The sequence below is a fragment of the Providencia sp. PROV188 genome (assembly GCF_027595165.1).
Classification (GTDB): Bacteria; Pseudomonadota; Gammaproteobacteria; order Enterobacterales; family Enterobacteriaceae; genus Providencia; species Providencia lanzhouensis.
Genome location: NZ_CP097291.1, coordinates 2,332,012 through 2,350,978, shown reverse-complemented (window position 1 = coordinate 2,350,978; position 18,967 = coordinate 2,332,012). Strand labels below are relative to the sequence as shown.

The 18,967-nt window shown below is 45.0% G+C and carries 15 protein-coding genes; 13 read left to right on the top strand and 2 right to left on the bottom strand.

What is annotated here, in order from left to right; all coding sequences use genetic code 11:
* Window positions 1-2 precede the first annotated feature (2 nt).
* From nuoE to nuoN, 10 genes are all read left to right on the top strand, one after another.
* Window positions 3-575, top strand: coding sequence for an NADH-quinone oxidoreductase subunit NuoE (nuoE, locus tag M5X66_RS10750; RefSeq protein WP_230082422.1), 573 nt, complete (start codon window positions 3-5; stop codon window positions 573-575).
* A complete protein-coding gene (nuoF, locus tag M5X66_RS10745; protein ID WP_036952742.1) occupies window positions 572-1,933 on the top strand; it encodes an NADH-quinone oxidoreductase subunit NuoF in 1,362 nt (453 codons plus the stop codon). Before nuoE ends, nuoF begins: the two co-directional genes overlap by 4 nt.
* Window positions 1,934-2,021: 88 nt before the next feature.
* Window positions 2,022-4,754, top strand: a complete 2,733-nt coding sequence (gene nuoG, locus M5X66_RS10740) for an NADH-quinone oxidoreductase subunit NuoG (protein WP_036952745.1) — start codon at window positions 2,022-2,024, stop codon at window positions 4,752-4,754.
* A complete protein-coding gene (gene nuoH / locus M5X66_RS10735; RefSeq protein ID WP_036952747.1) occupies window positions 4,754-5,731 on the top strand; it encodes an NADH-quinone oxidoreductase subunit NuoH in 978 nt (325 codons plus the stop codon). Before nuoG ends, nuoH begins: the two co-directional genes overlap by 1 nt.
* A 14-nt stretch (window positions 5,732-5,745) precedes the next feature.
* Window positions 5,746-6,288, top strand: coding sequence for an NADH-quinone oxidoreductase subunit NuoI (nuoI, locus tag M5X66_RS10730; RefSeq protein ID WP_004259834.1), 543 nt, complete (start codon window positions 5,746-5,748; stop codon window positions 6,286-6,288).
* 12 nt (window positions 6,289-6,300) lie between these two features.
* Entirely contained in the window at window positions 6,301-6,846 is a 546-nt protein-coding gene (nuoJ, locus tag M5X66_RS10725) for an NADH-quinone oxidoreductase subunit J (RefSeq protein WP_036952750.1), read from the top strand.
* Window positions 6,843-7,145: an NADH-quinone oxidoreductase subunit NuoK gene (nuoK, locus tag M5X66_RS10720; RefSeq protein ID WP_006660292.1), complete on the top strand. Its 303-nt coding sequence runs from the start codon at window positions 6,843-6,845 to the stop codon at window positions 7,143-7,145. Before nuoJ ends, nuoK begins: the two co-directional genes overlap by 4 nt.
* Window positions 7,142-8,998: an NADH-quinone oxidoreductase subunit L gene (gene nuoL, locus M5X66_RS10715; RefSeq protein ID WP_154634296.1), complete on the top strand. Its 1,857-nt coding sequence runs from the start codon at window positions 7,142-7,144 to the stop codon at window positions 8,996-8,998. The genes nuoK and nuoL overlap by 4 nt, the downstream gene beginning before the upstream one ends.
* Before the next feature lie 19 nt (window positions 8,999-9,017).
* Window positions 9,018-10,541, top strand: coding sequence for an NADH-quinone oxidoreductase subunit M (nuoM, locus tag M5X66_RS10710; RefSeq protein WP_036952755.1), 1,524 nt, complete (start codon window positions 9,018-9,020; stop codon window positions 10,539-10,541).
* Window positions 10,542-10,550: 9 nt separating this feature from the next.
* Window positions 10,551-12,062 (top strand): NADH-quinone oxidoreductase subunit NuoN, encoded by a 1,512-nt coding sequence (nuoN, locus tag M5X66_RS10705; protein WP_036952758.1) that lies wholly within the window; start codon window positions 10,551-10,553, stop codon window positions 12,060-12,062.
* Between the two features lie 78 nt (window positions 12,063-12,140).
* Here the strand turns inward: nuoN and M5X66_RS10700 are convergent, their stop codons facing one another.
* Both M5X66_RS10700 and M5X66_RS10695 read right to left on the bottom strand, forming a co-directional pair.
* Window positions 12,141-13,151 carry an alpha-xenorhabdolysin family binary toxin subunit B gene (locus M5X66_RS10700; protein ID WP_036952761.1) on the bottom strand — a complete coding sequence of 337 codons (1,011 nt, stop codon included), beginning with the start codon at window positions 13,149-13,151 and terminating at the stop codon, window positions 12,141-12,143.
* A gap of 11 nt (window positions 13,152-13,162) precedes the next feature.
* Window positions 13,163-14,374: an alpha-xenorhabdolysin family binary toxin subunit A gene (locus M5X66_RS10695; RefSeq protein ID WP_036952764.1), complete on the bottom strand. Its 1,212-nt coding sequence runs from the start codon at window positions 14,372-14,374 to the stop codon at window positions 13,163-13,165.
* Between the two features lie 648 nt (window positions 14,375-15,022).
* Between M5X66_RS10695 and M5X66_RS10690 the strand changes: the two genes are divergently transcribed.
* From M5X66_RS10690 to menH, 3 genes are all read left to right on the top strand, one after another.
* Window positions 15,023-16,348 (top strand): isochorismate synthase, encoded by a 1,326-nt coding sequence (locus tag M5X66_RS10690; RefSeq protein WP_270103521.1) that lies wholly within the window; start codon window positions 15,023-15,025, stop codon window positions 16,346-16,348.
* Window positions 16,349-16,505: 157 nt separating this feature from the next.
* The gene (menD, locus tag M5X66_RS10685) at window positions 16,506-18,185 is read left to right on the top strand and encodes a 2-succinyl-5-enolpyruvyl-6-hydroxy-3-cyclohexene-1-carboxylic-acid synthase (RefSeq protein WP_036952769.1); all 1,680 of its coding nucleotides are present in this window, start codon (window positions 16,506-16,508) and stop codon (window positions 18,183-18,185) included.
* On the top strand, window positions 18,179-18,961 hold the full coding sequence (menH, locus tag M5X66_RS10680) for a 2-succinyl-6-hydroxy-2,4-cyclohexadiene-1-carboxylate synthase (protein ID WP_036952772.1): 783 nt from the start codon (window positions 18,179-18,181) through the stop codon (window positions 18,959-18,961). Before menD ends, menH begins: the two co-directional genes overlap by 7 nt.
* Window positions 18,962-18,967: the final 6 nt, after the last annotated feature.

The following is an 18,967-nucleotide window of genomic DNA, read 5'->3' as shown; positions in this document are numbered from 1 at the left end:
CCATGCATAATGAACAAGATAAACAAGGTCAATGTGGCACGAGCCAATGCGGCTGTAACAGCCAGTCTGACGTGGTGAATACCTTCGAACCGCAAGTCAATCACGGTTTTGTGTTAACCGAACATGAGCGTGCGGAAATTGAAGGGGAAAAACACCACTATGAAGATGCACGCGCGGCTTCAATTGAAGCGCTGAAAATTGTGCAAAAAAATCGTGGCTGGGTCGAAGATGGCGCAATTCACGCTATCGCAGAAGTTCTCGGCATTCCTGCGAGTGATGTGGAAGGCGTGGCAACATTCTATAGCCAAATTTTCCGTCAACCAGTGGGTCGCCACATTATTCGTTATTGCGACAGTGTTGTTTGCCATATTACGGGCTACCAAGGCTTAGAAGCTGAAATTATTAAACAGCTGAGTATTCGCCCAGGTCAAACCACAGCTGATGGTCGCTTTACGCTGCTGCCAACCTGTTGCTTAGGTAATTGTGACAAGGGTCCAACGATGATGATCGATGACGATACCCACAGTCATGTGCAGCCTGAAAATATTCAAAAGCTACTGGAGCAGTATCCATGACAAACTTCTCCGCAAACCCTGTGATCCGTACCGCGGAAACTCATCCATTAACTTGGCGTCTACGCGATGACGCGCAGCCAGTCTGGTTAGATGAGTATCGCAGTAAAAACGGATACAAAGGTGTCGAACGTGCCCTTAAAGGCATGGCTCCTGATGAAGTGGTTAACCTTGTCAAAGACGCCGGACTGAAAGGTCGTGGTGGTGCAGGGTTCTCGACGGGTCTGAAGTGGAGCTTAATGCCGAAAGACGAAAACATGAAACTGCGTTACTTCTTATGTAATGCGGATGAAATGGAACCGGGCACTTACAAAGACCGTTTACTGATGGAACAACTGCCACACTTATTAGTGGAAGGGATGATTATCGGCGCTTATGCATTGAAAGCGTATCGTGGTTATATCTTCTTACGTGGCGAATATGTTGAAGCGGCTAAACATTTGCGTCGTGCCATCGAAGAAGCCAAAGCAGCGGGTCTATTAGGTAAAAATATTCTCGGTTCGGGCTTTGATTTTGAGCTATTCGTGCATACCGGTGCAGGTCGTTATATCTGCGGTGAAGAAACCGCATTGATTAACTCCCTTGAAGGTCGTCGTGCAAACCCACGCTCTAAACCACCATTCCCTGCAAGTTCAGGTGCATGGGGTAAACCGACCTGCGTTAATAACGTTGAAACTATCTGTAACGTGCCAGCAATTCTAGAGCACGGTGACCAGTGGTATATCGATTTAAGCGCGGGCAAAAGTAAAGATGCGGGCACTAAGCTGATGGGCTTCTCTGGACGCGTGAAAAATCCGGGTCTGTGGGAACTGCCATTTGGTACAACTGCACGTGAAGTCTTAGAAGACTACGCGGGCGGTATGCGTGATGGATTAAAACTCAAAGCATGGCAACCGGGTGGTGCAGGAACTGACTTCCTGACCAACGATCACCTCGATTTACCGATGGATTTCGAAAATATTGCAAAAGCAGGCAGTCGTTTAGGTACAGCGCTAGCGATGGCAGTCGATAACGAAATCAACATGGTTTCTTTAGTACGTAACTTAGAAACCTTCTTCGCGCGTGAATCCTGTGGTTGGTGTACACCGTGCCGTGATGGTCTGCCTTGGAGCGTAAAAATTCTACAGGCATTAGAAAAAGGTGAAGGTCAAGAAGGGGATATCGAAACTCTTGAACAACTTTGCCGTTTCTTAGGACCAGGCAAAACCTTCTGTGCACACGCACCGGGTGCGGTTGAGCCATTACAAAGCGCCATCAAATATTTCCGTGGAGAGTTCGAAGCGGGTATCTCGAAAAAAGATCTGCGCAACATCGTGCAGATTGCCGGGATCCAGCCAAACCTGCTCAAGCAGCGTTGGTAAGCATTTAGCGATTGAGCAACCGCTAAACGAATTTTTGACGAAGAACGTATTTATGTTTAACGCCTGCTAAAGCGGGCCTTTGGGAAGCATGCTGACTATGGCTACGATATATGTAGACGGCAAAGAATATGACGTAAACGGGTCTGAAAACCTGTTACAAGCCTGCTTATCGTTGGGGCTAGATATTCCTTATTTTTGCTGGCATCCGGCGCTGGGAAGCGTTGGCGCTTGCCGCCAGTGTGCGGTGAAGCAGTATCAAAACGCAGATGACACTCGTGGTCGTCTCGTGATGTCTTGTATGACACCGGCAACGGAAGGCACTTACATCTCAATCGATGATGAAGAAGCCAAACAATTCCGTGAAAGTGTTGTTGAATGGCTGATGACCAACCACCCACACGACTGCCCAGTCTGTGAGGAGGGTGGTAACTGCCACTTACAAGATATGACGGTGATGACTGGTCATACTATGCGTAAGTATCGTTTTACAAAACGCACGCACGTAAACCAAGATCTCGGTCCATTCATTAGTCATGAAATGAACCGTTGTATCGCGTGTTACCGTTGCGTTCGTTACTACAAAGATTATGCCGATGGCACCGATTTAGGTGTGTATGGCGCGCATAACTATGTCTACTTTGGTCGTACTGAAGACGGCACGCTGGAAAGTGAATTTTCCGGTAACCTCGTCGAAGTGTGCCCAACAGGGGTATTCACCGACAAAACGCATTCAGAACGCTATAACCGTAAATGGGATATGCAATTTGCACCGGGTATCTGCCAACAGTGCAGCATCGGTTGTAACACCAGCCCAGGTGAGCGTTATGGTGAACTGCGCCGTATTGAAAACCGTTATAACGGTTCTGTAAACCATTACTTCCTGTGTGACCGTGGTCGCTTCGGTTATGGTTACGTGAACCGTAAAGACCGTCCTCGCCAAGCGCTGTTAACCAAAGATGGCGTACAGCAGGTGGTTTCGGCGATTGAAGCAATGCAAAGTGGTGCACAGATCATCAATCAAGCGAAGAAAGTGATTGGTATCGGTTCTCCACGTGCTAGCGTCGAAAGCAACTATGCACTGCGTGCTTTAGTTGGCGCTGAAAACTTCTATTCCGGTATTTCTAAGGATGAACAGCGCCGCTTAGCGTTGATGCAAAACATTCTGCAAAACGGCGGTGTTTACACCCCAACATTGCGTGAAATCGAAGGCTATGATGCGGTATTAGTTCTGGGTGAAGATTTAACTCAGACAGGCGCCCGTATGGCATTATCTGTTCGCCAAGCAGTGAAAGGTAAAGCCCGTGAAATGGCAGCGGCACAGAAAGTCGCTGACTGGCAAATCGCAGCGATTCAAAACATTGGTCAACACGCCAAATATCCACTGTTTATCACTAACGTGGATGACACGCGTTTAGATGATGTAGCCGCATACAACTACCGTGCGCCAGTGACTGATCAAGCACGTTTCGGTTTTGCGATTGCTAACCTGATCAACGGTGACGCACCGGCGGTAAATGATTTACCGGCTGATGTGAAAGCGAAAGTAGAAACCGTAGCTCAAGCCTTAGCGGGTGCGAAAAAACCTCTGATTATCAGTGGTAGCCATAGCGCTAGCGATGCGGTGATCGAAGCCGCCGCTAACGTGGCATTTGCGCTGAAAGCGAAGGGTGCGAACGTCGGTCTGTCTTATGTCGCGTCTCATGCCAACAGCTTTGGTCTTGCGATGATGAACGCATTGCCATTAGAAAATGCGTTCTCACGCATTGAAGCTAATGAAGCGGATGTGGCTATCGTGATGGAAAATGACCTTTACCGTCATAGCACCGTGGATGCTGTCAATAGCGCATTAGCGAAACTGAAGCACCTGATCGTGGCAGACCACCAGCACACAGACATCATGGATAAAGCGACATTAGTCCTGCCAGCGGCAAGTTTTGCTGAAGCGGACGGTACGCTTATCAACCAAGAAGGTCGTGCTCAACGCTTCTTCCAAGTCTTTGACCCAACTTACTACGATAACAGCATCGTGATGAACGAAAGCTGGCGCTGGATGCATTCACTGCAAACTGAAGCGCAGCAACGTGATGCAGATTGGTCGCAATTAGACCACGTTATCGAAGAGTGTGTGGCAGCTCTGCCACAATTTGCGGGTATTAGAGATACGGCACCGAAAGCCTCTTTCCGCATTCGTGGGCAGAAACTGGCACGTGAACCTCATCGTTACAGCGGTCGTACGGCAATGCTGGCAGACAAATCGGTTCATGAACCGCGTCAACCGCAAGATATCGACTCACCATTTGCGTTCTCAATGGAAGGGAATAACCAACCGAAAGCGCCACGCCAGCAAATTCCATTTGCATGGGCACCGGGCTGGAACTCACCACAAGCATGGAACAAATTCCAAGCAGAGGTGGGCGGACACTTACTGTTTGGTGATCCGGGTGTGCGTTTATTCAATTCGAAAGAAAACAAATTGGCGTACTTCACTGAGGTTCCGGCGGCTTACCAAAGCGGCGAAGCACAGTGGGTTGTGGCACCTTACTATCATCTATTTGGTAGTGATGAAACTTCACAACGTTCTGATGTGATCCAGCAACGTATGCCAGAGCCTTATATCATGTTGAACGCGCAAGATGCGGCGACACTCGGTCTAAATGCTGGCGTGAAAGCTGAATTTAGTCATGCAGGTCAAACCTTTAATCTGCCAGTGCGCATTAGTCAGCACCTTGCAGTGGGTCAAATCGGTTTACCTCTGGGTATGCCGGGAATTGCTCCGGTAATGGCGGGCGTGTCAGTGAATAATCTGCGGAGGGGCGCATGATGGATTGGATTTCTCCTGCGGTGATGGAAGTCCTGATTTCCATCCTTAAATCGGTTGTTATCTTGCTGGTTGTTGTGACCTGCGGGGCATACATGAGTCTCGGTGAACGCCGTATTCTCGGTCTATTCCAGAACCGTTACGGTCCTAACCGTGTGGGTCCATTTGGAATGGGACAACTGATTGCCGACATGTTCAAAATGCTGTTTAAAGAGGACTGGATCCCAGAGTTCGCGGACAAGAAAATCTTTACGCTTGCGCCGGTTATCGCATTTTGTTCTCTGTTCTTAGCATTTGCCATTGTGCCAGTCAGCCCGACTTGGCACGTCGCTGACTTGAACATCGGGATCTTATTCTTCCTGATGATGGCAGGTCTGGCAGTGTACGCGGTACTGTTCGCTGGTTGGTCAAGTAACAACAAATACTCCTTATTGGGTGCGATGCGTGCATCGGCTCAAACGGTGAGTTATGAAGTGTTCTTAGGCTTGTCACTGATGGGTGTGGTCGCGCAAGCGGGTTCATTCAACTTAATCGACATCGTGAATTCCCAAGAGGGTATGTGGAACGTGATCCCACAATTCTTTGGTTTTATCACGTTTGCGATTGCGGGTGTCGCGGTGTGTCACCGTCATCCATTTGACCAGCCAGAAGCGGAACAAGAGATTGCCGACGGTTACCACGTAGAATATTCCGGTATGAAATTCGGTCTGTTCTTCGTGGGTGAATATATCGGTATCGTGACCGTGTCCGCGCTGATTGTGACACTGTTCTTTGGTGGTTGGCATGGTCCATTCCTGCCTGCTTTCCTGTGGTTTGCGATTAAAACAGCCTTCTTCATGATGATGTTCATCTTGATCCGTGCTTCATTACCGCGCCCACGTTATGACCAAGTAATGTCCTTCGGCTGGAAAATTTGTCTGCCGCTGACACTGCTTAACCTGCTGGGTACCGCAGCAGTGATTTTATACAACGCTCAGTAAGGGGTGATTGAACCATGACATTAAAAGAGTTATTGGTCGGTTTCGCCACCCAAGTACGCAGTATTTGGATGGTGGGTCTACATGCGTTCGATAAACGGGAAACGCAAATGTACCCAGAAGAGCCGGTTTATCTGCCACCCCGTTACCGTGGGCGCATCGTGCTAACGCGCGATCCTGACGGTGAAGAGCGTTGTGTTGCGTGTAACTTATGTGCGGTTGCTTGCCCAGTGGGATGTATCTCACTGCAAAAAGCTGAGCACGAAGATGGACGCTGGTATCCCGAATTTTTCCGCGTGAACTTCTCTCGCTGCATTTTCTGTGGTCTGTGCGAAGAGGCTTGCCCAACCACGGCAATCCAATTGACGCCAGATTTCGAAATGGCAGATTGGCGTCGTCAGGATCTGGTTTATGAGAAAAACGACCTGTTGATTTCAGGACCGGGTAAATATCCTGATTATAACTTTTACCGTAAATCAGGTATGGCGATCGCAGGCAAAGATAAAGGCGAAGCGGATAACGAAGCGAAACCTATCAACGTCAAAGACCTGTTGCCGTAAGGAGCGATATTCATGGAATTTACATTTTATATCGCCGGTCTAGTTGCTGTTCTAGCAACTTTGAGGGTGATTACTAATACCAATCCAGTGCATGCGCTACTGTATCTGGTGGTTTCTCTGTTGGCACTGTCAATGGTGTTCTTCTCGCTCGGGGCGTATTTTGCCGGAGCGTTGGAGATTATCGTTTACGCTGGCGCCATTATGGTTCTGTTTGTTTTCGTGGTGATGATGTTGAACTTAGGTCGCTCAGTACAAGAACAAGAGCGCGCTTGGTTAACACCGAAAACGTGGATTGGTCCCGCAGTGCTATCTGCCGTTTTACTGGGCATTTTAGTGTATGGGATCACCAGCCTTTCTCACCAAGAAAAAACGGAAGGTGTGATTATCACAGCGAAAGAAGTGGGTATCAGCTTGTTTGGTCCTTACGTCTTAGCCGTTGAATTAGCATCGTTATTATTGCTCGCGGGTCTGGTTGTTGCCTTCCACGTGGGTCGTGACCGTTCAGAAAACAGCGCTGATCTTGTCAGCAACAGCCGTAATGCGGGGGAGAAACAATGATACCTCTTCAACATGGTCTGATTTTAGCGGCAATTATCTTTGTAATGGGACTGAGCTGTCTTGTTATTCGCCGCAACCTGCTTTTCATGCTGATCGGACTGGAAATCATGGTGAACGCAACGGCATTAGCCTTTGTGGTCGCAGGCAGTTTTTGGGGGCAACCAGATGGTCAGATTATGTATATTCTGGCAATCACTCTGGCGGCAGCGGAGGCGAGTATTGGATTGGCGTTGTTACTGCAACTCCATCGTCATCGTCAAAACCTGAACATTGATAAAGTCAGTGAGATGCGCGAATGAACTTACTCTATTTAACGATTCTGTTCCCGCTGTTAGGGTCTGTGCTTCTCGCATTTTCCCGCGGTCGTTGGTCAGAAAATGTATCCGCGATTATCGGTGCAGGCTCAGTGGGTCTGGCCGCTCTAGTTGCATTTTATGCAGGCTCTGAATTTTTAGCCCAACCTGTTTTAGCTAATGGTGGATATGAGCCATACCCACAAATGTTATGGACTTGGATGTCTGTGGGTAATTTCACCATCCCATTTAGCCTGTCCCTTGATGGTCTTTCTCTGACCATGTTAGGTGTGGTAACGGGTGTGGGCTTCCTTATTCATGTGTATGCCTCTTGGTATATGCGTGGCGAGGAAGGTTACTCACGTTTCTTCACTTACACTAACCTGTTTATCGCGAGCATGGTGGTATTAGTGCTGGCTGATAACATGATGCTGATGTATCTCGGTTGGGAAGGGGTAGGGCTGTGCAGTTATCTGTTGATTGGTTTCTATTACACCAATCCAGAGAACGGTAAAGCGGCAATGAAAGCCTTCTTCGTGACCCGTATCGGTGACGTGTTCTTGGCTATCGGCATGTTTATCCTGTACAACGAATTGGGTACCTTAAACTTCAGCGAAATGGCACAACGTGCGACTCAGTTGTCTCCAGAAGGCTTATCGATGCTGAACTGGGCAACACTGATGTTATTAGGCGGTGCGGTAGGTAAATCAGCTCAGCTGCCATTACAAACATGGTTAGCTGATGCGATGGCGGGTCCAACGCCAGTATCTGCGCTGATCCACGCCGCAACCATGGTTACTGCGGGTGTGTACTTAATCGCGCGTACTCATGGTCTGTTCCTATTAACCCCAGATATTCTGCATTTAGTGGGTGTTGTGGGTGCGGTAACATTGCTGTTTGCAGGTTTCGCAGCATTGGTTCAAACGGATATCAAACGTGTTCTTGCTTACTCTACTATGAGCCAGATTGGTTACATGTTCTTGGCTCTAGGTGTACAAGCATGGGATGCGGCAATTTTCCACTTAATGACACATGCCTTCTTCAAAGCGTTACTGTTCCTGTCCGCAGGTTCGGTGATCATTGCGTGTCATCACGAGCAAAACATCTTCAAAATGGGTGGGCTGCGTAAGCAAATTCCATTCGTTTATATTGTGATGTTAATCGGTGGTAGTGCATTGGCAGCGTTGCCTCTGTTTACTTCTGGCTTCTACAGTAAAGATGCCATCTTGTGGGGCGCGAAAGTGGATGGGCAAACTGTGCTGTTATGGGCGGGTATCATCGGTGCATTAATGACCGCAATTTACACCTTCCGTATGATTTTCATCGTCTTCCACGGTGAAGCCAAAATCAAAGCGCATAAAGTTAAAGGCATCACTCACACTGTACCACTGGCTATTTTGGCAATCCTTGCAACCTTCGTGGGTGCGATGATCCACCAGCCATTAGAGGGCGTATTCCCTGCAAAACCTATGGAAGCTGAAGACGGTAAACTGTTTATCGAAGCTATCTCGGGTGGTTTTGCTATCGCAGGTCTGTTGATTGCGACGTTCCTCTATCTGTTTAGACGTTCTATCGTTGATGCGATTGCGAAAACAGCAATTGGTCGTTTCTTCTCAACGTGGTGGTACCACGCATGGGGCTTCGACTGGTTGTATGATGTAATTTTTGTAAAACCTTTCAAAGGAATTGCATGGTTACTCGAAAGCGATCCGATTAACTCACTGATGAATATCCCTGCACATCTTTCACGTTGGGCAAACAAAGGGCTAGCAGTGAGTGAAAACGGTCAGGTCCGTTGGTATGTTGCCTCTCTGGGGCTGGGTGCAGTGCTGATTCTTGCTCTGCTGCTTTTGGTTTAATTAAGGGACACATTGCGCCATGCAATTATATTGGCTAATACTTATTCCCTTTATCGGTGCCCTGCTAAGCTGGCAGGCCGACCGATTCAGTCACCGCGCACCTCGTTGGGTTGCGCTGGGGACAATGGGGATCACGCTTATCCTTGCGGTACTATTTTGGGCGCAAGGGGATTATTCGCTGGTTAACCCGCAAGGTATTCCAGAGTGGCAAAATACATACTCAAGGGAATGGATCCCTGCGCTAGGTATCAATTTCTCGTTAGCGGTTGATGGATTATCGCTGTTGATGGTGGTGTTAACCGCCATCATGGGCGCGTTTTCAATCCTCAGTTCGTGGAGCGAGCAGCAAGAGAACCAAGGTGCTTATCACTTTAACCTGTTATGGATTATTGCAGGTGTGATGGGGATCTTCACGGCGGTTGACCTGTTCTTATTCTTCTTCTTCTGGGAAATGATGTTGATCCCGATGTACTTCCTGATTGCGAATTGGGGACACAAAGGGTCAGGTAACCGCCAGCATGTTAAGGCAGCGACAAAATTCTTTATCTATACGCAAGTCAGCGGTTTGATCATGCTGGTGGCGATTATCGGCTTAGTTATCCTTCACTGGATTGCGTTCAATGAGCTGACATTCGACTATAACGCGTTGCTAGGTACTGAAAGTGCGTTGTCAGGTACGGCGGGCTTCTTGCTGATGCTGGGCTTCTTTATTGCTTTCGCAGTAAAAATGCCATTAGTGCCATTCCATGGGTGGATGGCAGATACCCAAGAACAGTCGCCAACGGCGGGTTCTGTCGATATCTCCGGTATCATGCTGAAAACAGCCGCATACGGTTTGTTACGTTTTGTACTGCCATTGTTCCCTGAAGCTTCACTGCAATTTACACCAGTGGCAATGACGCTGGGTGTGATCAGTATCTTCTACGGTGCATGGTTAGCATTCAAACAGACGGATATTAAACGTTTAGCGGCGTACAGTAGCTTATCGCACATGGGCTTTGTGACCGTGGCTATCTATGCAGCATCGACACTGGCCTATCAAGGTGCTGTGGTGCAAATGATCACTAACGGTCTGTCGGGTGCGGCGCTGATTATTATCAGTGGTCAGCTGTACGAACGTACTCAGACTCGTGATATGCGCATGATGGGTGGATTATGGAAACGCATCAAATGGTTACCGGGTTTGTCCCTGTTCTTTGCCGCAGCAACCTTAGGTATGCCGGGCACAGGTAACTTTATCGGCGAATTCATGATCTTCTTCGGTAGCTTCAGCCAATTCACATTAGTGACCTGCATTATGGTGTTTGGTGTGGTGTTTGCCTCTATCTATGCACTATGGATGATGCAGCAGACTTACTACGGAACGCCGAAATCAGAGACTGAACTGAAAGGGCTAACGGCTCGTGAGTTTGGTGTTTTACTGGTTCTGGCGGCTTTATTGGTTATCATTGGTTTCTACCCACAACCTATCTTAGATACGTCTGCGGGTTCGATGGAAACACTGCATAACCTGTATTCTGCTTCACTTTCAACACAAGGGTAGTAATTCGCCATGACAATAACAACTTTAGAATTGTTAGCAATGCTGCCGTTAATCCTTTCTGGATTGACTGCAGTGATTGTGATGCTGTCAATTGCGTGGCGGCGAGATCATTTAACCAGTGCCGGAATAACGGTTGTTGGCTTTCTCCTGACATTTGTTTCACTGATTTGGGTTAACGGCTATGCCATTCCTACATCAGTGGGCGAAGAAGCATTACTACCAAGAGCAGTGACTTCATTGCTGTTAGTTGATGGTTTTGCACTGTTCTACTCAGGACTGGTTCTGATCGCAGGTATGGGTACCGCTATTTTTGCTTATCATTGGCTAGAAGGCTTTAATGATAACAAAGAAGAGTTTTACCTCTTATTGAGCATTGCGGTGACGGGTGGTGTTCTACTGGGAATGTCGAACCATATGGCTTCGATGTTCATCGGTATTGAATTGATCTCTATTCCACTATTTGGCCTGGTGGCTTATACCTTTGAACGTAGCCGTACTTTAGAAGCGGGTATCAAGTATATGGTGTTATCCGCAGCAGCGTCGTCATTCCTGCTGTTTGGTATCGCTTTATTATACGCAGAATCAGGTAGCTTAAGCTTCAGCGTCGTCGGTCAAAGTTTAGCGAATAGCAGCATTCACGCGCCACTGATTTTAGTTGGTTTAGGTATGATGATTGTGGGCTTTGGCTTTAAATTATCGTTGTTCCCATTCCAATTATGGACCCCAGACGTTTATCAAGGTGCACCTGCACCCGTTGCCGCTTTCTTAGCAACGGGCAGTAAAATCGCTATCTTTGCGGTGTTGGTTCGCATCTTCTTAGAAGCACCAATTACGCATGTTGATGGCATCGCACAAACAGATACATTATTAGCAGTTGTTGGTGTGATTGCGATTGCGTCAATCTTGTTTGGTAACTTGCTGGCATTGACTCAGAAGAGTGCGAAGCGTCTGCTTGGTTACTCATCTATCGCTCATATGGGGTACTTACTGGTTACGTTAGTGGCAATGCGTGTTGATGCTCAATTGGCACAAGTCACCATTGCTATCTACCTGGTGAGCTATTTGTTAGCGAGCTTGGGTGCGTTTGGTGTGGTTAGCGTAATTTCTAGCCCATACCGTGGTGATGACCAAGATGATTTCAGTGCATTCCGCGGCTTATTCTGGCACAAGCCAGTCTTGGCGATGGTGATGACGGTGATGATGTTATCTCTAGCGGGTATTCCTATTACGCTTGGGTTCATTGGTAAGTTCTATGCCATCCTTTCGGCCGTATACGCACAATTGTGGTGGCTGACAGGGGCTGTGGTGGTAGGTAGTGCACTTGGATTGTTCTACTACTTGCGCTTTATGGCGAGCTTATATAGCCGTGATGCAGAACATGCAGACCGCTATACTGGACCAGAAAAAATGACGTTGGGAACTGTGTTTGCAGCGCTGTGTGCGATAGCGGTTATTGTGTTTGGTCTGTGGCCACAACCGATTATTGATATTGCAACATCGACACTGCCAGCACTTAGCTAAGTTTTAGTAAACAGCTAGGTTTAGTCAACAAGTCAGTTCCGATAAAATCCCCGTTACTTAACAGTAACGGGGATTTTTTTAATCCGGTAATTGTCGTTGATATTGGTACTCAATATCGTTCAAATAGGTCATTAACATTTGGCTAACGGTTTTAATTTGATCGAAATTCAAACACTCCTCTGAGACTTTTTCACTCATAAAACCGCACCAAGACTCCCAATAAGATTTTAAAGCGCCGGCTTGAGTGATAATGGTCTGTTTATGGGTTTCTATCTGATTAATATCATTGGCATAGCTCATGAGCTGCGAGAGTCGAAATATATTATTATCTATCGTATTTATTTCTTCACGCGCCTCAATAATCTGGTCACTGATATAGATCCTTACATCAACAAGTTGACTAAACTCGAGCCCATCATCCACCATCGTTAATAAATTACGAATATAACTAATAGCCGCTTTCAGAATGTCTTTTTTATTGGGTTGGATATCAATAGAATCAATAAGCTCTTTCCCTTGAAAATATCGGTCAAAGAAATCTGTAATTTTATGCTTTAATATAATATCTTCTGCTGCGAGGATCACAGAGAGATTGTTATTTAATTCATTAATCTTAGATTGCTTACTATTTTTAGAGTTAACAAGAAATTCTTTTTGTTTGGTATATTGAGAATGCTTCAGTTTGTTAGGTTCATTTAGATGAAAAACTAATAATGATTCTAATGTATAGCGTGTTTTTGAAATAAGCTTTTCAAGTTCAAATTTGACATCCATTAAGTCATCGACAAAGCCTGTAATTGCAATTTTTCGGCGAATATCAGATAGATCATCATCATTATTTTCATATGTCAGCAATGCATAATCATCATTTTTAATAATATAGTTCAATTTGATTTTTAGAATGGGAACAGAGTTTCTAATCAGTTCATTGAGTCTTTCAATCTTAATTGCAATTTTTTGAATGCGACCATAAATAATATAGTCGTAGTTAAGAATATTTTTATTAAAAGAGCTAATGCTATTTGAAATACACCTTAATTGGTAGATATCAATGGAGGGTAACATAGGTAATTCGAGGTTATCATGCATATTAACGCCTTTTATTGTGAGTTTTTTTCATTGATTTGTAGCTCATCAAATAGCTTAATCAAATGAACTGAATAATCTTGAATAGAAGTCCAAGATGTGATGATACGTTTGAATTGCGTGATAAACCGGATCAGTTTTTCTGCATTGTTTATCCTTGCAAATATATCAATAGATTGTTTAATCTCTGTGAGGATTACGAGCCACATATAATCTAAGTGGTCAATAGCTAGACGTGCATCTTTAAATAAACTTTCAATTTTTTGTAAATTAATTTGAATATCAAAGATAGTTTTCTGTAGTAGCTGTTCTTGATGTAACTTATGATTTATTCCTTCGATTTCTTTGATTAATTTATTTTTCCTATCACGGATATTTTCTGCTTTTACACCAAAAATACTGCCTGTAATCACTAAACCAATAATGCCCCCCGCAAGACCTGTAAAGCAAAGCTTAACAAAGTGGCTATATTCCTGCTCTAATTGGTATAGTTCGTTTTTCTTAAAGGCGATAAGCTCTTTATAAAATGACTCGTTATTGCTGGGATCCTCGTTAGATTCTAATTGTTGATATAGTCCTTTTATTGTGAAGAGTAATGAATCTACATGGGTGTAGTCTGAAAGATATCCACCGGTAATATGCGCACGAAAATCTGAGACTGTGTTTTTAATTTGAATGGTTTTAATCGATTGCTGTTTTATATCTCCTTTAATTAACTGCAAAATGCTTAAAAGTTCAGTGGCAATTTGTTGGTCGTCATTTTGATAGGTGATTTGGTTTAAGTCGCTTTCAGATAAATCCTCTAAGCTATCTGAGATTTTTTGAATAATCGGCATGTGATTAATATATTCAAGAATTTGATCACCAGTTTGTATGATGTTACGACTTGTTAATGACAAATCAATGGATTGCTCTTTCACTTTGAGCTCAACGTTATCCCAGGTGTTAGCGTGTTTACGAATACTCAGAATCGTCTCAGTTAATTCACTAGCTGGTAGTAATGAATCATTTTTATCATTAATGCCGAACCATTTTAAAATATCAATTTCTTTGATAGGAAGGGTTAGCGCAAACTGGACGTGTCGGTGAATATTAATTAAATCTTCGAGGGTGAATATACCCGCTGATCTTGCGGATAAGGAGTCTTGATTGGTTAACAATGCCAATGTTGCATCGCCAATATTTTCCTTTTCAATAATTCTGTCATAGTTAGACTGAGTATTCATTCTGGATTTCCAATTAATTAAATGAAGGTGGAATGATAAAATTAGAGAGCTAATTATCTTGTTGCTTTGATGATTAATTTATTTTTTACTTTTCGTTTTTAATAGTAATAAACAAGGGGCTTGTAACGTTCAAATTTATAACTCATAACCTACTAGAAACGCAGGGCTTATGTTGATATTAAAAAATGAAAATCAGCGCTAAAAAATAACTCATTGGTTGTAGTTTTAAATATTCATTTATTACATAAATTACAACTTTAAAATTTAGATATAGGATCATCACTGAGTTCTTAAGCTGAATATTATGATTTCAAATAATAAGTAATTAATCTTAATTAGGATTCAATATCTAGAACTAATTAAAGAATAAAAGTGGTTTATAAGGTGAATTATTGAAATTTTATATTTTACTCATAAGTTGATAGTGGAGTTATACAAATAAGAAGGGTGAGAGACTTTATTTAACAGTTTGATATGACATGATTTTGAAAATGCCCCCATGTCGTAAGCTTATCATTTTTGATTTCTATCTGACGGTTTTTTAAACATCTTGTGCTATTAATAATGAATGTATTAATAAATTACATTGCGATATATAATAATTGTAAGTAAATCGATGTCGTTGTGATGGTGCAGTGGGAATCTAAAGTGACAAAAACAAAAATTGATAAATTATTAGCTGAAATTCTGACCCATTTGTCTACATTAGTACTCAATCCTAACGAATATACCCGCTTAGCGTGGAAGATGGATGCAAAAGAGGCGTTTCCTGGATTAGCGTGGTTATCGTCCCAAGATAGCTACCCTCAATTCTATTGGTATCACCGTACTGGCTCAGAGGAATGTAGTGCGTTAGGCACAGTAAAATCATTTAATGCTATCATGGATGCTGAGCAATTTATCTCCGAGCATACTGAAATCCCTGATATGCGATTATGGGGCCTTAATGGTTGGAATGGTGTGGGCGAAGGTATCAGTGAAACCCTTAAGCGAGAATCCGCATTCTATTTTCTACCTCGATTAGAAATCTTCCGCTTGCGCTCAACGGTGACTGTTGCTCTAAATATTGATGGTGCACAGGATCTCCAAGCCGCTATTGCTTTTGTACAGCAGTTAAATTCGGTATCGAATAGCGTATCCCCATTATCCACTCAAATCATTGGGCAGCAGCATATTCCCGATCATGATGAATGGTGTGCGTTACTCACTGGGGCAATTCACGATATGCGTGCAGGTAAAATGGAGAAAGTGGTGATGGCACGGGAAACCAAATTGTCACTATCTAAGCCCATAACTGCGGCAGAGTTTTTATCTGCTAGCCAAAAAGTGAATCACCATTGCTACCATTTTATGATGGCGTTTAGTGCGCACTCCGGCTTTATGTCATCGACCCCAGAGCGCCTTTACTTGCGCCAAGGCACTCAACTTAATTCTGAAGCACTAGCCGGTACGGTTGCTAACCATGTTGATGATGGGATTGCAGCTGAAAATGCCAAATGGTTAATGGAAGACAGTAAAAACCAGCATGAAAATTTAGTGGTGGTTGATGATATTTGTCAGCAATTACAAGGTGCGGTAACGGGTATTGATGTCTCCCCCGCGAAGGTGATCCGCCTGAGAAAAATCCAACATTTATATCGCTCCATTGCCGCGACCCTATTAGCGCCCTCAGACAGCGATTGTTTGCAACGTTTACAACCGACGGCAGCGGTATGCGGCTTACCCCGTCGCGTTGCTCGTGAATTCCTTGCCGAGCACGAGCCATTTTCTCGTGGTTGGTATGCAGGAACGGGTGGCTTTGTCAGTTTAAATCGCAGTGAATTTGCGGTTTCTCTGCGCTGCGCTCAAATTGATGGTACCCAGATATCCCTCTATTCAGGCGCAGGGATTGTGAGTGGTTCAGATCCTGAACAAGAGTGGGAAGAAATTGAAAACAAAGCGGCTGGGCTGAAATCCTTACTTAAAACGCAATGAAAAACCAAGCACAATGAAAAAATAGCCTAAAAACCCTATAGCTAAAATGGTTATTTCTTTTTTATTTTCAATTAGTTCATGAAAAATTGTTTTGAGATCAAGAAATTTTTCTCAATCCTATTACACTCAGCATCATGAATAATTTACCGAGCACATTATGTCGAATTCAGCATTTAATCTCCGTTGGGCTGAGGTAATTATTGAGGCGCTAGCCCGTCACGGAATGAAAAATATCTGCATAGCTCCCGGCTCTCGCTCCACGCCGTTAACGTTAGCCGCTGTGAATAATGCAAAACTTCATTGCCATACGCACTTTGATGAGCGCGGATTAGGTCATCTTGCTCTTGGGCTTGCGAAAGCGAGTGGAGAACCTGTTGGCGTGATTGTCACCTCAGGGACGGCAGTCGCTAACCTTTATCCCTCACTGATAGAAGCTGGATTAACTGGGGAAAAAGTCATTTTCCTCACGGCAGACAGACCGCCAGAATTAATTGACTGCGGTGCCAATCAGGCTATCCGCCAAACCCATATTTTTGCTAGCCATCCGTTCGAAAGTTTAATGCTACCAAGACCCACGCGCGATATTTCAGCGAAGTGGCTGGTTTCTGCGCTAGATAGCGGGATGAATCAGCTGCGTCATGGGGCATTCCATGTGAACTGTCCTTTTGCTGAACCGCTGTATGGTGAAACTGAAGGGGAAACCGAGTGGCAAGCCAGTTTAGGTAATTGGTGGCAATCATCTCACCCGTGGCTAAGCGAACCTCTAACCCATACTGTCGCATTAGTGGCTGACTGGTATTTCTGGCGTCAGAAAAAAGGGGTCGTGATCGCAGGGCGTATGAGCAGCAATGATGGCGAGCTTGTTGCAAAATGGGCGGCAGAACTAGGCTGGCCAGTTATCGGTGATGTGCTCTCTCAGACTGGACAACCTTATCCATGTGCTGATTTATGGTTACAACACCCGAACGCTAAAGCCTGGTTAGATGAAGCAGAATTAGTGGTTCAGTTTGGCTCCAGCATAACAGGAAAACGCGCATTACAGTGGCAAAGCCAGTGTCATCCTCAAGAGTATTGGATAATTGATACTATTCCCGGGCGTTTAGATCCTGCCAACCATCAGGGTCGTAAGCTCACTTGCAGCGTAAAAGGGTGGATAGAGCAACATCCTGCTCAACCGCGCGGTGCATGGTGCGAAGGCTTAACGGACTTAACAAATCGTACCTTGCAACATGTTCAAACCCAGCTGCAAAACCAATTTTCTGAAGCTGCGGTAGCGCATCAACTCCCTGAGCTTCTCCCGCCTTGCGGACAACTTTTCGTGGGGAATAGCTTAATTGTGCGTTTAATTGATGCACTGGCTCAATTGCCTGCGGGTTACCCGGTATTTAGTAACCGTGGCGCCAGTGGTATCGACGGGTTGATCTCGACGATGGCTGGTGTACAGAGAGCGACAGCAAAACCGACACTCGGTATCGTCGGGGATATCTCCGCATTGTATGATTTGAACAGTTTGGCATTGTTGCGCGAACCTTCTGCTCCTAGTGTGTTGATTATTGTGAACAATAATGGCGGGCAAATTTTCTCGATGCTGCCAACCTCCCCAGAAGCTCGCCAAAACTATTATTGCATGCCACAAAATGTAAGCTTTGAAGGTGCGGCGATGATGTTTGGTCTGCAATACTGCGCGCCAACAGATTGGTCGAGCTTAAAAGAGACAGTGCAAGAATTCTGGTTCAAGCAACGCGGTACACTGCTGATTGAGTTAGTGGTTGATGGGGATGAAGGTGCTCGAACACTAAAACAATTACTGCAAGACGTGGAAAGTTTACCGTGCTAGCGGCGCACTATTATCCGAGTCAGGAACAACCTGCCAACGGCAAAAAAACACCGTGGCTAGTTTTCCTTCATGGCTTATTAGGGAGTCACGATGATTGGTCATCGATTGTTGAGGCTTGCCCCAATTATCCGCGCTTAGTGGTCGATTTGCCGGGGCATGGTGATTCACGCAATATCGGCTGCCAAGGTTTTGTTGATTTTGATACGCAACTGACTCAGTTGTTGGCGCGTTACTCTGTTTCGCAATATGTGTTGATTGGCTATTCGCTCGGCGCCCGCTTAGCGATGCACTTTGCCTGCTTTAGCACTCATCAAGGGCTACAAGGGTTGGTGATTGAAGGGGGCAACGTTGGTTTACAGAGTGAACAAGAACGTATTGCGAGAGCTGATAACGACCATCGCTGGGCAGAACGTTTTCGACATCAGCCAATCGAACAGGTTTTGAATGACTGGTATCAACAAGCGGTTTTTGCCGACCTTACATCGGCTCAGCGTGAAAAATTGGTAGCACTCCGAGGTCAAAATAACCCATTGGCCGTTGCCGATATGCTAGAAAATACGTCGCTATCCAAACAACCATTTTTAGCTGAGTCATTAAAGCAATTATCGGTCCCTTACTGTTATTTTTGCGGTGAGAAAGACCAAAAATTTCGAGGCGTTTCGCAACAATATGCATTGCCGTTTACGCTAATTGATAATGCAGGGCATAATGCGCATCGGGAAAATCCCCAACATTATGCAGCTGCACTTCACTATTTTTTATCACACTGTGGTTAAAGGAAC